Genomic DNA, 13798 nt, shown 5'->3' with positions numbered 1-13798 from the left:
GACCCAAGTATTCTACATTATGAATATAGAAAAATTTAAAAGTGATAATTTATCTAAATATCTAATTCAGAAATTATCCGAAGAAAAACCGGACTGGCTACAATTTCTTACATTCCAAAAAAACGAAGACAGAAATTCACATTTTATCAATGTAGATTTAAACTTTTTATCGAATAGTTTCAAAACATTTTTATTAACTACAGAAAGAGACGAATTATCCTTTTTTATGGAGATTACGACGAAATATATCAAGAAGCGATTCATTTTATTCAGGACATAACTGAAGAAAAACTCATAACAGTCTATGCACCCGTAAACGATGAAAAATGGTTTTATTCTACTCGTATAAAACCAACCCAAGTTGAAAAAGAAATAAATGAAATTTTTTTAGAAAGAGAAAATTCAAAAATTGTAATTCAACCTTGCTTAAGTAACTTTAATCGAATCGTCTACGGAACAAAATGATAAAAAACAGAACTTTTATCACACTGACATAGTTGCAGAAAATTTGCAACTTTAGATTTAAACGGTTTCAAAATTAAATTTTAAAAAATAAGGATTCTCAAAAATATGAATATTAAAAAATCAAAAAGTCATTTCCCGAAGCAGATTTTAACAATCGGCTATGAAGAAATTGAAAATTCTTTAGGGCGAGAATTCTCGATCCTTTCGAGTTGGTGCAAAAAAGAGTACAGTAAATTTACACAATTTCTAAATTCTGGAAATTTCAAAAAAGCAGAAACGGTTTGGAAGGAAGTTTTTATTTCTCGCAAAGACAATTTTTTGAAAGTGTTACAAGTGGGAAAAAAAGACACAAAAGCCGAAGAATTTGTCGCGGATTCGTTTTCCTTAGCTGCAATTTTAAAAAATCATGAAATCGTAGAAGCAATGTCATTTTTAAAAGATTACGATTGCATAAATTCTAATATATTTTTTCAGAAAGCACGTTATTATACAACGACCAATCATAAAGATGAGATGTTGAGTTCGATCCGAGATTGTCTCATTATGGGTTTATCAAAAGATCGCTTTTTACAAGACGAAATCTTTCAACCATTGATTGAAGATTCTAATTTTATAGGGATCCTCGAGAAATACCACGAAATCAACAACGAGGTTCAAAAAACAATAGAAACCATTAATATTCAAACTTTTGAAAATATACTCTCTTTAATCCCTTCTTTTTTAACCATGCAAATTTTAACTCCCAAAGGTTTTGGTGCTTATTTACCACAAGCCGCGGCTTGGCATTTGTGTCAAAAGGAGGATTTGCAAGCAATTGATATGATGCAGAAAATTATCCAAAGAACGCCTAACACAATTATAGGCGAATGTCTTGTGAATTTGGCCTCCGAAAACGAATATTTAGAACCTTTTTCTTTTATTTTAGAATGTGGTGCTAATCCTAATACCCAAAATAAAGAAGGATATACTGCCTTAGGCAGAGCAAAAGGGAATGGTTGCGGAAAAATTGTAACTTATTTGACAAAAAGCAATGAAGGACTTTCACCAAAACTTGCGAAAGCGATTGAAGAAGGAATTCAAAAATTTTCTCTCGAACATGGAGATAAAACCGTAACCATATTAGCAATTGAAGACAGAACCTTATCTTTTGGATTGGATGGAGAAGATCCTAACAATTCAGGCTCCTGGAAATACCAAGGGTTTTATGAATTTTCGGAAGAAGTTTTTGATTTAGGCGCTTATGAGACGGGTAAGATAGATCCAGATTCATTCAATGAAATATTAGATAATTTGAATCAAAAAGGTATTTTTAACAACCTCAATAAAACTGAAAATTTTAAATATCTTTTTTTAGGACATATTTATTAAGTTTAGGTTTTTATTGATTTGTATATAATAAAGTGCTATAAATTTTAAAACTATCCTCGTTTAAAGATGGAATTTTGGCACTCTATTATATAACTCTAAGTAATCTTTTGATTTGAAGATTTGCAAAAGATAAGATGATTTTAATGCTAATTGATTGTTTTCTTAAGTAGATTTAAGATCTTTTATAAAACCTTTACAAACATCTTTCCTTTCGATTAACCTTTTAAAGACTCAGATTAGATAAAACTTAAATTTTGTATAAAGATATAAATGAAAAAAACTTTTTAAACACCATCCCATTAATAAAATCGACAAGTGCATTTGTTTTATAAAAAAACTTTGCGCTTATCAAAATTTATAGACTTCTATAGAATATTTAACAGAATGAGTTTTTATTTTTTTAAGAAATCATACATCCGATAAGTCAATAAAATTATATAATCATAATATGAATCAACCATTTTTTCCAGGAAATGAAATAAACCCAAAACATCCATTTTACAAATGGATAGACTCTATAATAGAAAACATTAAGAAAAACACATTTAGAACTGAAATTAATAAAAAACTAGCAATTCAATTTCTGGAAAAACCAAGATATTATCTTCTATCAGTACATCCAATTTTAACTTTTAAAAATAAAACATTCGATGTTCATCAAAAAGAAATTCACGATTTTATAACAGAAAATTTTAATATAGATACAATGGAAGGAAAGGATATAATCATTCTAGACAAAGAACTGAGGCCACTTTTAGTCGGAAACCATGATGGTCAATTTTTTTTAATTTCTTGAAGTTCATATTTAAATAATACTCTAAATTATAAAGTTATAATTTAAAATCGTTCTTAGTACAACATAAACTTTTATTTCTAAAATAATTCTCATAAAATATAAAATAGAGTTGTTGAAAAATTCCATAGTCCAGGTCAACAAAACTGCTTCAATCGACCGTTTCCATGAAACGCAAACTGATAAAGAATTAATTTTTCAAAAACTCTATTTCAATACCACTCTTCAAAAGTTTATTTTATAGAGTTTGTATAGGATATAATTTTAATTAAACTTTCAAATTTCAGGCCAATTGTATTAAAAAACGAATATTTTAATTTATGAAACAGTAAGTAATATTCACTTTATTAAGTCTTAATAAATGAGTGTTACTTTTATACTTTATACTTAGAATCAATTTAAGTTTATATAAAAGTAGATTAAAAGTTTTGACAGCAAGCGAATCTAAGTGTTTTTTTTAAAAAAAGTAATGATCACTTACTTTTTTTAAAACCAAGTGATCAACTATGAGGAAATCTATGTTAAAATTTCACGCCGAAAAGTCCCTTCCACTTTTGTTTACGATGGGCTTTACACTTCATTTAATTAATCTTGCCCACTATCTACGCGACGGAAAAGCTGATCCGGGCCAAGTTATGACTCCAATTGTTGATATAGGATTGTCTATAGTAATGCTTTACAGTGCATTCGCTCTCATTTGGGAACATAAAATATTTTTTAAAGTTTATGGATTCACGAATAAATTAGGTCATAAAATCGGCTATTGGTTTATAACGACTTATGTAACCGCAAGTATTCCTGGTCACGTGTATTATATCATGACCGCAGATGGCTCTTATTTTGAAAGTTTCGGTTGGTGGTTTAGTCCGATTATTATGACCGTTTATGTATCTATGATTGGATTTCTTTATAGTTTAAAACCTGTGGATTCAAAAAGCTGAACCTTTTTTACCGAAGTAAAAATATAAAATAAAGAAGAGGTAAAAACAAATCCTCTTCTTTATTTTATAATATTAAGTTTTTCTTATCTCTATTCCTCAGGGCCATTATGCAACTGAACATAAAAGTATGCTCTTTCAATTCGAGGAAATTTTTTCCAAAGAAAAAGATATTCATTCCAACTGCCTCCATCCCAATCTATGACAAAATAATCATCCTGAGTAATAGTATCATAATCTGAAAAAAGTATTCGATCTCCTGATTCCAAACAGTCGCTGACTTTTAAAACATAAAGTTTAAGTCTGTTAGAACCGTCCTTATACTTAGGGTAATAGGCGTAATTGCCCGCGCCTCCACCGAGCCACCAGTTCCAATAATAATTTCGATATGCAGTAGGTTCGACCCGGATAGGACCGCTTTTGATACAATTCGGATCTCCCCCATCCTGATATAGAGTAAACGTCGTAAAATCTGTGTTACTCGAAGCATCTACTTTTAACCATCCGTCAGGTCGTTCAGGATCTGCTTGGATTTTTTTTCCGGTTACTTGGGATGTAAAAGTAACCCAGCCGTATTTCCGTGTCGTTTTAGACTTTTCAGTAGATTTATTGTTTATCAATTTTATACTTTGTTCCTTTGGAAGAGAAAGTAGAGATAGAAATAAATTATCAGAAGTCTGTGAATCAGGCAAACAATCAAAAAGAAATAAAAAAACAAACAAGTAATAAACTCTAAAAAGTTTAGAGTTTTTTAGTTGGTTCCATTTTTTAGCTTCTTTCTTTCGTAAAATATTTTGTATCATTTTCATATATCCCCATTCAAAATTTTTATATATCGTAGCACATAATCTGAAAAAGATAACAGAATCGAGTTAGGACAAAATACCCTATTTAAATAAAATTTAATATAAAAAATCTTAGCTATAAATTGGAACCGAAAGTTTCAAAAGCGAATTCTAATAAAACTTAGAAGTTATAAACTTAAAATATAATTCAAATGAAAGTCAGAAATAAGAATATAATAGAAATTGGATTTCTTTTTGTTTTATAGAGTGTTTTTTATTTTTCCGAAGATAAAAGTTCAGAAGCCAGTCGAAAGTGAAACTCTTCTTCGCTGTTCAGAACCAGTTTATAGGTAGACCGAGTATTTAAACTTCCATTCAATATAATTCCTGAAACTTGCAAAGAATTCAATAAATGTTTGATTGTCCCAGAATTTCCGTCATAAATTTTTACGTTAGGAAAGTTTTTTAGAATCATCTGTTTTAGAAAAACATAATGTGTACAACCTAAAACCAAGTTGTCCACATTCTTCTCTTGTAGATCTTTTAAAATAGGTCGGAGATATTTTTCCGCCTCGTCAAAATTTCCCTGATCGACAAGTCCGGCCAAACCCGGGCAAGAAACCGGAAGAATCAAATCTTCCGCATTTAGTTCGGATTTTAGTTTTTGTAATTTTTCTTCTCTTTGTGTAACCGGAGTGGCAAGTAGAGCCACCTTCTTTCCTGGATTTTGTAATATTGCAGGTTTTATTGCAGGTTCCATTCCGAAAATAGGAATCGAAAATTCCTGTCTGAGAGTTTGTGCAGCTGCCGAAGTTGCAGTGTTACAGGCAAGCAATATCGCCCTTACGTTTTCTTTTTGTAGAAGATTACAAACGTTCCTGACAAGTTCTAAAACTTTAGAAACTTCTTTTTCTCCATAAGGACTGTTCTTTAAATCTCCGTAATATATAATTTCCAGTTTGGAGTCGTATTTTAAAAGTTCTTTCAGAACGGACAAACCACCCATTCCAGAATCCATTAGACCAATCTTGAACGGCTCTTTCAATTTCGAGTCCCCATTTTGGTTTTAATTATACGTTAGGCGGAAGCGATATACTCGCCAATCTTATCCCTAAGTGTTCTGTAAATCCAGTTGAACTTTTCCTCGTTTTCTTCTAACAACGTTACGCGAAATCCATCTTTTAAAGTACAAAACGCAGACAAAGGGACTACACAAATACCCGTGGACGCAAGTAAATAATATACAAACCTTCTGTCGTTTGCTGCAGAAGCCAATAACGGTTGGATAAATTCGTCCGCCTTTTTATTTTCTACGTTTAACTTCATGGAAGAATTTAAAACGTCATCGTCAAAAGCGACCGTAAGATAAAAAGCGCCCTTAGGTTCTATCACCTTGACTCCTTTTAATCTTGCAAAATATTCCGTTGCCACATGTGCTCGTTTTTTAAATTTTTCGTTCCTTCTTTTTAGATGAGGAATAAAATCAGGATGAGAATATACTTCCGGAATCGCCATCTGAGGTAAGGTAGTAGAACATACTTCGAGCATCTTTGCGTCTAACAATGATTTTACGTAACGGCTAAAAACCGGATCTTTCTCTTTGTTAAAAATTTCCAACCACCCGCAACGCCCCCCAGGCCAAGGAAATTCCTTAGAAATAGATCTAAGCGCCATTCCGGGAACCTTATCTCCGATTACTTCCGATAAATGAAGCGGACCGTGATCAGAATAATTTACGTGTGCATATGTTTCGTCACAGATAAGCATCAGATCATATTTTTCGCAGATTGCCACTATTTTATTCATTAAGTTTTTATCATATACTGCACCGGTGGGATTGTCTGGATTGATCAGTAGAATACCAGTTATAGAATCGTTATATCTGACCTTGTTTTCCATATCTTCCAGATCTGGCATCCAATTGTGTTCCGGAAGTAAGTTATACGTTAGGTGTTCATATCCACTATGCGCTGCTTCCGCGGAAGAAATCGTTGAATAGGCTGGGCTCGGTCCTAATACTCTTGCCTCTCTTCTCATAAAACCAAAAATTTTTGCGACCGCGTCTCCCAATCCGTTAAAAAATAAAAGATCGTCGGCTGTGATCTGAGCCCCTCCTCTTTCGTTCACTTTTTCGGCTAAAAACTTACGAGTTGGTTCGTATCCTTGTGTGGCCGTATAGGCCCAGGACTTATCTTTTAGAATCAGATTGGAAACGATTTCTTTCATCCAATCTGGAATCGACTCTCCTTTTAAGATGGGATCTCCTATGTTTTCGTAAGTGATCTGAAGTCCCAGCGCCTCTAATTTTTTTGCGACGGTTACGATCTGTCTGATTTCATAGATCAGAGCATCCGCTCCGCTGTGAACGATGTTTCTTCTCATCGAGTCTTCTCTTTTCCCTCTAAAAAATTCTTATCCATTTATTTCTGAATCAACCTTACCGAAAGTTCCTGCATCGATTTCTCCCGGTAGATACGTAGCTTGATCTTGCCGCCAAGTCCTACTATTCCAACCTGTTCTCGTAAATCATTAATATTTTTGATCGGAGTTCCATTCGCTTCCAGAATAAAATCGTAACGTTTAATTCCGCCTAATTCCGCGGAAGACTGTGGATCCATATCATAAACTAGAACTCCATTCCAAGATTCTGGAATTCCAAGAGCAATTCTATGATCCGGTAGTGGAACAGTTGCCATCACTCCTAAAATCGCGGAACGAATATGTCTGCCTTGATTAGATTCTATCATTCGTATAATCTTTAAAGCGTAATTGCTTGGAATGGCAAAACCGATACCGGAGTTACGACCAGTTTCACTTCGAATCAACCGGTTGATTCCTATCACCTCTCCATAGATATTCAAAAGAGGACCGCCGCTACTTCCTGGATTGATCATACTATCGGTTTGAATATGAGTCTGTCCGGTCTCGTCTAAATCTTCCCTATATTTAGCGGAAACAACCCCTACACTAAAAGACCGCTCTAAACCAAAAGGAGAACCAATCGCTATCGCCCAATCGCCTACTTCGATCCGATCCGAATCTCCAAATACAACCGCACGTAAACCAGAACCTTCCCTAATTTTTAAAAGTGCAATGTCCGCCCTTTCGTGACTTCCAATATACTTTGCGGGGTGAACACTTCCATTGGAAGTAATCACTTCTATACTTTCCGCGTCCTCGATCACGTGATAGTTCGTAACTATATAACCTTTTTCATGAACAAAAAACCCACTTCCAAAAGAGGCGAGTCTTTCGTTTCTAAAATCAAAATAGTGATAAGGACTTGTAATCGATTCGCTTTTTTTTGTTCGAATAGATACAACTGAATCCTTTGCGAGACGATAAACGTTTCGAAAAGAATTTTGAATTTCGATCGCGCTTTTCTGTTCTCTAGGGCTGATCGGTTTTTTACCGTAGAAAATAGAAGACAACGAACAATCCTTCGGAAAAATCAGAATTAAAATTAAAACGGCTAAAAGAATTCCGTTAAAGACGGGGAGAGAACGTATCCATTCCATGTTAGAACCTAAATTCAATTTTTTTACTTCTATAAACAAACGTAAATCTAAAACCGCAATCCGATTCTATAACATTCTAGTCTTAACCTTACTTTGTTTCACATTCGAAAATTGTGTAAGTTATCTCTGGCATCTAGGCACCGGACAGTTAGACATTTTATTAAAACGAAAACCCATTCCATCCGTTCTACAAGATTCCAACACAAAAGAAGAATTAAAAATCAAATTACAAGAAGTCGAAACATTCCGAGAATATGGAATCAAAGAACTATCTCTCAACCCTTCTGCTGGTTTTAAATCTTTTGTTCAATTGGATCGAAAAGAAATCGGTTGGCACGTAACCGCTTGTTATCCTCTTAAATTGGAATCTTATACTTGGTGGTTTCCGATCGCCGGAACCGTTCCTTATAAGGGTTATTTTGATTTGGACAAAGCAAAGGAAGAAGAAAAAGAGCTTAAAGGAAAAGGATTAGATACTAGGATCCGAGTCACGGCGGGTTATTCCACGTTAGGTTGGTTTGAAGATCCTATTTTTTCTTCTCAAATAGAGGACACAAAGCCTTATGAAGTCGCCTCTCTTGTATTTCACGAAATGGCACACGCTACGGTTTATTTTCCGGGAGATTCTATCTTTAACGAGAGTTATGCGAGTTTTGTAGAAGAAGAAGGTGTCTTTCACTTTTTAGAATCCGTAGAAGGTAAAGAAAGTCCAATTAAAAAAGAAATCCTTTTGAAAAAAGAAGAATCCCAAAAATTAAAAAAACTTTTGGTTACTACGGCAAATAAATTACGCACGTTATACGATTCGGATCTAAACGACAAAAAAAAATTAGAAGATAAAAAAAGAATTCTGGAAGAATTTAAAAACTCTCTACTTGTTTCCAAAGAAGAATTCAAAACAATTCGTATAGAAAAATTGGCATCTAAAAACTGGAACAACGAAGATTTTGTGGGTTATATACGTTACCATTCCGGTTCTGATTTTTTTCAAAAGGAATTTGAAAGAGCAGGTTCAAATTTCGCCAAATTTCACGAAAGAATGAAAACATTAGTCCATCTTTCCAATGAAGAACGTAAGGAATTACTTTTCTCCAATCCTAATAAGAACGAATAACATAAACCGTAACGCAGTGGCAACATTTACGTATATAATTTTGAACTTAGCAAACAAGCGTATTTGCCCGTTTCATATAATAGAGTTGTTGAAAAATTTCATAGTAGCAATTAACAAAACTACTTCAATCGACCGTTTTCAGGAAACGAAAACTGATGAAGAATTAATTTTTCAAAAACTCTGATGAATATCCAAAAACCCGCAAGATATTAAGTACTCTTTATATATAATCAATAATAAAACTATAAGGTAACAAAGGCAACACAACATGTTAAAAAAAATTTCAATCTCATTCATTTTAGTCTTCATTGCAGCGTTTCCACTTTTCGCAAAAGAAAACGTATTAGAAACTCGTTGTGGATGGTTTCATAATCCTTCTCCAGCTAACATTACTTTATATGATCGTGATGGCGAATGGATTCTTGGTGTTCAAGGTCGTTACCAGTTAAAAGAAGATTGGGAATGGCCAAAATTTAAACCGTCGGAATGGGTTAACACAAACGTAAACTACGGATACGGATGTATTTGTATGAACGCGGTTGTAAACCATAAAGATCGTAAAGTGATTTCGATCCAAACGTTAAAAGCAAAACCATTGAAGTCCTGTCAAAAAGATCCTGCATTAAAAAAGTGGAAATCCTTTCTTCAGTAAAACTATACAACGAAAACAAAACTTAAAAACTCTATTTTATGAAAACCTCCGACTTCAAAAAGATCCGTTGGGAATTATATCCGAGTAATCCTATTTTGAAAAGTCCCCCATTTACCCCTTTGATCGCAGATCCTTCCCTACTTTTAGACACAGAATCTCCAGATGGAAAGTTTCATCTTTTTTGTCATACTCTTTTCGGAATACATCGATACGAATCCGAAGATGGGTTTTGCTGGGATTCAGGCAGGCTTTTATTTCGACACGCAATGAGGCCTTTTATATATAAAGAAAATAATATATTCTATTTATTGTATGAAAGATACACTCCGTTTCAGATTGTGTTTTCTTGGTTCACATTTTGGAAATGGGACTCGCATATCGAAATACGAACTTCCAAAGACTTAAAAAACTGGTCTTCCGCAAAAAAAATTTTAGAACCTTCTTTAGATTGGCACATTAATGCGCGTTATGGTAAATCGATTGGAAATCCCTGTCTTGTAAAAATAGAGGACAAATATAGACTTTATTACAGCGCGTCTCTCAGTTTTATTCCAGATTGTGGATTTTGTGAGCCTACATATATCGGCGTTGCAGAGTCGGATAAAATTTGGGGGCCTTATAAATCCTTAAAGGATCCTTTAATCTCTCCTGATACTTATAATCGTAATTTAGCCGCAGGCTCCATCAAAGTTTTGAAAACCGAAAATGGTTTTGTAGGTTTTGAAAATTGTATCTATCAAGATTCTAACGGTCGCTCCGGTTCTTCGATTTATCTTTTAAATTCTTTCGATGGTATTAAATGGGATTTTCTTTTCCAAAAACCAATCCTTTCTCCTTCATCCGATTGGATGAAAAGCCATATTTACGCCATGGATATTAAGTTTCATCCAATAATCAAAAAATGGTTTCTCTATTTCAATGCTAGAAACGACTGGCACTGGTCCAAAGGCAAAGAAAAAATCGGTTTGTTAATTGGAGAAATCGAACAACCATTTTAAATGGTTAGTTGGTATTTTCAAATCGTATTCTGATCTCCATATGGTCAGCCTGTGTTTGTTATATAATAAAAGTCACATATACTCTCGCAGAGTGTATTCAAGCGATAAACCGAGATGTCCCGTTTTTAGTGTCAGTATAATGTTTTAAAAATCTACTTAAACAGAACGTCTTAAGTATTCCAAAAATTTTTACATCTTTGGTAAAATTGATCTGGAACTTTTAGTACTATTTTTATACGTCCGAGTAGCTAACTGCAGATTTTCAAAAAATGTGGGAAATCTTACAGAAATTATATTAGAGTTGTTGAAAAATTCCATAGTGGTGATTAACAAAACTGCTTCAATCGACTGTTTCCATAAAACAAAAACAGATGAACTCTAATATTAAATACAATATAACGATTTCTGTAGGAAGGAATACTTCTTGTTAGAGATCCAAAGTCAATTAGTTATAAGTTTTGAGACAGATTTTAAGTAATAACTCCCATATTTTCAGTGTTAATCTGTAAAATCTATTACAGCAAAAAATTAGAACCCTCTTCCTAATCTAAATTGATAGAATTATAAAAATAAACCGTTAGGTGTATTTGAATCCATACTTATAAGATTTTAAAATTTAAAACGACTTTAATAATTTTATTTAAGATCAAAACAAGTTTTATATTTATAATTTTATAAATTCTTTTATAGCCTTACTACCTAAGAGCAAAACTTTTTTCGCTTTTGTGAAAAATATTCAAACAAATCTGTTAATTAAGCTAATTTGACGATAAGATGTAAAAATTTTATCGTCGCCCAATTAGGAGAAATCAATGACACGATTTTTATTACTATGCCTTAGCATCATTTTACTGTTAGGCGGTTGTACAAACGAAAAAGAAGGGGGGAAATCCGACTTAACACTTCTATCTGGAATTATAGACCAAACGAATTTAAATATATCGAACCCAAACAAAAATGATTCTCTGAGTCTAACCATCCGAATACCTCTCTTTGTAGATAAAGTTGTCGGAAACGATAACTGGCCGGGATCTAAGGATGCGCCATTTCGAACACTTACCAAAGCGATTGCTTTGGCGGGAAATAGACACGACATCCATGTTGCACCAGGTGAATACTCTGAACAAACTGGAGAAAAATTTCCAATCCGAATTCCAGATGGAGCTACTCTTATTGGGGATGAATTAGGAAAAGGATTAGGTTTTGTCCTCTTCTACAATAAATCAGGAAATCATCCCAGTCCAAAACCGACTACAATTCAATTTCATGCAGATGATCTTAAAGAAATAATCCAACTCGGAGAAAATTCTACCATAGCTGGATTCAATTTACAGAATCCAATCGCTTTGAGAGCATACGGTTCTAAAGTTAGAAATAATACAATCTCTCAAGGAATCGGAATCTTTCCCGCAAACACATCGAATGTACCATCAGGAGGGCATACCATCAGTGGAAACTTTATCGGCTCCAAAAAAGCACCTGACTATAACTATGGAGTTGGTATCTTTGTAGAAGGGACTACTTACGAAAATAAAATAGAAAATAATACGATTTATCGAAATCGGTACGGAGTTGTAATTCGTCCGTTAGGTAAAGCAGATTTAGGTGGAGGTTCCCAAGGAAGCGTTGGAAATAATACGATTTCTTGTAGTTTAGAAATAGATTTAACATTTCTATTTGATTCAAACAGACGACTTTATGCCCAAAATATAAAATTGGATCACAATCCTCCAACGTATGAGGCCTCACAACATTTTCCAGAAGGAGTCGATATATACAGACCAGGTCCTTACGGAACCATAGATATTTCTGGATATTCTTTGGCTTCAAGTCCTTGCGATTAATGAGCATTAGGGAATCTTAATTTTTTTAAGGTAAATCGAAACAAGACCTTTCCAAAATTGGAAAGGTCTTATAGAATTTAAGATTATTTGTAAAATGACGTATATGAATGTGAGCTTTATATCAGAAACTAAGTCTTTATAAAACTAAATTTTATATAAAAATAATATTATAAAATTTAATAATTTACAATTTTCTATCTAGACGCATACAATAATACGATGCTTCTATTTTTTTTGAAAGTCAGAATGTAGTTCTGTTTCAAAAAAAATCTGAGTTATAATCTTTGAAAATGTAAGAACTATTTTGAACTCTAATTACAAAAGATGAATGTTTAAATACTCGCAATATGATTTAATTTGTGGGAACTACCACAAATCGAAATTTTACAGTTCCATTCTGAAAACTGCAGAATAAATTGAGAACCGTCTCTAAAAAATGATTCGCCTGTAAATTCAAGGCGGTCTTTTTGATTACACAATTTCTATTAGAGTTGTTGAAAAATTAATTCTCTAACAGTTTGCGTTTCATGGAAACGGTTGATTGAAACAGTTTTGTTGATCTGAACTATGGAATTTTTAAACAACTCTAATAGGAATTAACCTTTCAAAAATTCTCTTTAAAAGCCATCTTAGAATCGATAGTTTAAGCAAAGATAAAGTATTTTTGAGATAGATTCTAATTTTTTCCACGAATTCACATTACTTACGTTTAACTCACGTTAAAATATTTTATTTCCTTCAAAAAATTTTTTCTATAAACCGTTTTCTGGTATGGACATTCTTTTATTAGATGACGGTCAAAAAATTGAGTCTGCTTTGGTAGAAGATTCTGTTGGTACAGATTCTCTTTTGGTTCCAGATGTTTATTGGAATCGTTTGAATTTTCAGGAAAGAAAAGCTCTTCGGGGCAAACTCCCCTTTTTGTTGAGAAAATATTCTAAGCAGATCGTTTCTATGAAGCGTCTTCATAACCGGGTGGGTAAAATCAAATACAATCGAGACGTTGGCAAAATGAAAAAGTTTAGTATTCGGGTTCATACTGGTGTTTGGGCGACTTTAGGTGTGTTGGCGGCGGCTCATGGGGTTTCGAGGTGTTATCTTTTTAATTACATGCTTTGGTTGGAGGACAAGGGGGATTTTTTTGTGAAAAGTTTAAACCGGGAGTTCCTAGCTTTCACTGGACTTACGAAATGACTTGGAAGATCAACAGAAGACAAAATCTCATTTCAAGAGAATTACAATTTGAACCAAACCCGATGACAGACAAATACCCATACTATTTACAGGAATTAGATTCTTAGACTTCCAGATTTTATATGAAAG

At 33.4% G+C, this 13798-nt stretch carries 11 protein-coding genes and 2 pseudogenes; 9 read left to right on the top strand and 4 right to left on the bottom strand.

Annotated elements, in window-relative coordinates:
* Positions 1-19: 19 nt before the first annotated feature.
* From LEP1GSC059_RS23970 to LEP1GSC059_RS04040, 4 genes and pseudogenes are all read left to right on the top strand, one after another.
* Positions 20-465 (top strand): annotated as a pseudogene (locus LEP1GSC059_RS23970) (hypothetical protein).
* Between the two features lie 105 nt (positions 466-570).
* The gene (locus LEP1GSC059_RS04050) at positions 571-1833 is read left to right on the top strand and encodes an ankyrin repeat domain-containing protein (RefSeq protein WP_017214457.1); all 1263 of its coding nucleotides are present in this window, start codon (positions 571-573) and stop codon (positions 1831-1833) included.
* A gap of 448 nt (positions 1834-2281) precedes the next feature.
* Positions 2282-2629, top strand: coding sequence for a hypothetical protein (locus LEP1GSC059_RS04045; protein ID WP_020980351.1), 348 nt, complete (start codon positions 2282-2284; stop codon positions 2627-2629).
* Positions 2630-3144: 515 nt separating this feature from the next.
* Positions 3145-3567, top strand: coding sequence for a hypothetical protein (locus tag LEP1GSC059_RS04040; protein ID WP_002177650.1), 423 nt, complete (start codon positions 3145-3147; stop codon positions 3565-3567).
* 89 nt (positions 3568-3656) lie between these two features.
* On the opposite strand, the gene sph is transcribed toward LEP1GSC059_RS04040, so the two are convergent.
* From sph to LEP1GSC059_RS04020, 4 genes are all read right to left on the bottom strand, one after another.
* Positions 3657-4373, bottom strand: coding sequence for a sphingomyelinase (sph, locus tag LEP1GSC059_RS04035; protein ID WP_017213173.1), 717 nt, complete (start codon positions 4371-4373; stop codon positions 3657-3659).
* Positions 4374-4623: 250 nt separating this feature from the next.
* Complete coding sequence (murI, locus tag LEP1GSC059_RS04030; RefSeq protein WP_036025899.1) at positions 4624-5394, bottom strand: glutamate racemase; 771 nt, start codon at positions 5392-5394, stop codon at positions 4624-4626.
* A gap of 32 nt (positions 5395-5426) precedes the next feature.
* Positions 5427-6731: a pyridoxal phosphate-dependent aminotransferase gene (locus LEP1GSC059_RS04025; RefSeq protein WP_017213172.1), complete on the bottom strand. Its 1305-nt coding sequence runs from the start codon at positions 6729-6731 to the stop codon at positions 5427-5429.
* A 38-nt stretch (positions 6732-6769) separates the two neighbouring features.
* A complete protein-coding gene (locus LEP1GSC059_RS04020) occupies positions 6770-7867 on the bottom strand; it encodes a S1C family serine protease (protein WP_002245775.1) in 1098 nt (365 codons plus the stop codon).
* On the opposite strand from LEP1GSC059_RS04020, the gene LEP1GSC059_RS04015 reads away from it, so the two are divergent.
* The 5 genes and pseudogenes from LEP1GSC059_RS04015 to LEP1GSC059_RS03995 all read left to right on the top strand — a co-directional run bounded on the left by LEP1GSC059_RS04015 (position 7866) and on the right by LEP1GSC059_RS03995 (position 13776).
* The gene (locus LEP1GSC059_RS04015; protein ID WP_004441530.1) at positions 7866-8981 is read left to right on the top strand and encodes an aminopeptidase; all 1116 of its coding nucleotides are present in this window, start codon (positions 7866-7868) and stop codon (positions 8979-8981) included. The two genes, LEP1GSC059_RS04020 and LEP1GSC059_RS04015, sit on opposite strands and share 2 nt — an antisense overlap.
* Before the next feature lie 268 nt (positions 8982-9249).
* Positions 9250-9633, top strand: coding sequence for a DUF4087 domain-containing protein (locus LEP1GSC059_RS04010; protein ID WP_017214455.1), 384 nt, complete (start codon positions 9250-9252; stop codon positions 9631-9633).
* Between the two features lie 38 nt (positions 9634-9671).
* The gene (locus LEP1GSC059_RS04005) at positions 9672-10631 is read left to right on the top strand and encodes a family 43 glycosylhydrolase (RefSeq protein ID WP_002177644.1); all 960 of its coding nucleotides are present in this window, start codon (positions 9672-9674) and stop codon (positions 10629-10631) included.
* A gap of 812 nt (positions 10632-11443) precedes the next feature.
* On the top strand, positions 11444-12475 hold the full coding sequence (locus LEP1GSC059_RS04000) for an LIC10774 family surface protein (RefSeq protein ID WP_017214454.1): 1032 nt from the start codon (positions 11444-11446) through the stop codon (positions 12473-12475).
* A gap of 771 nt (positions 12476-13246) precedes the next feature.
* A pseudogene (locus LEP1GSC059_RS03995) lies at positions 13247-13776 on the top strand (DUF1564 domain-containing protein).
* Positions 13777-13798: the final 22 nt, after the last annotated feature.

The sequence above is a fragment of the Leptospira noguchii serovar Panama str. CZ214 genome (assembly GCF_000306255.2).
In the GTDB taxonomy this organism is placed as follows: Bacteria; Spirochaetota; Leptospiria; order Leptospirales; family Leptospiraceae; genus Leptospira; species Leptospira noguchii.
This window is presented reverse-complemented; position numbering and strand designations above follow the sequence as displayed.

Bases quoted from the DNA above. Each gene is read 5' to 3' on its own strand.
- LEP1GSC059_RS04050 (WP_017214457.1), top strand. From the start codon at position 571: ATGAATATTAAAAAATCAAAAAGTCATTTCCCGAAGCAGATTTTAACA.
- LEP1GSC059_RS04045 (WP_020980351.1), top strand. From the start codon at position 2,282: ATGAATCAACCATTTTTTCCAGGAAATGAAATAAACCCAAAACATCCA.
- LEP1GSC059_RS04040 (WP_002177650.1), top strand. From the start codon at position 3,145: ATGTTAAAATTTCACGCCGAAAAGTCCCTTCCACTTTTGTTTACGATG.
- sph (WP_017213173.1), bottom strand. From the start codon at position 4,373: ATGAAAATGATACAAAATATTTTACGAAAGAAAGAAGCTAAAAAATGG.
- LEP1GSC059_RS04025 (WP_017213172.1), bottom strand. From the start codon at position 6,731: ATGAGAAGAAACATCGTTCACAGCGGAGCGGATGCTCTGATCTATGAA.
- LEP1GSC059_RS04015 (WP_004441530.1), top strand. From the start codon at position 7,866: ATGTTAGAACCTAAATTCAATTTTTTTACTTCTATAAACAAACGTAAA.
- LEP1GSC059_RS04020 (WP_002245775.1), bottom strand. From the start codon at position 7,867: ATGGAATGGATACGTTCTCTCCCCGTCTTTAACGGAATTCTTTTAGCC.
- LEP1GSC059_RS04010 (WP_017214455.1), top strand. From the start codon at position 9,250: ATGTTAAAAAAAATTTCAATCTCATTCATTTTAGTCTTCATTGCAGCG.
- LEP1GSC059_RS04005 (WP_002177644.1), top strand. From the start codon at position 9,672: ATGAAAACCTCCGACTTCAAAAAGATCCGTTGGGAATTATATCCGAGT.
- LEP1GSC059_RS04000 (WP_017214454.1), top strand. From the start codon at position 11,444: ATGACACGATTTTTATTACTATGCCTTAGCATCATTTTACTGTTAGGC.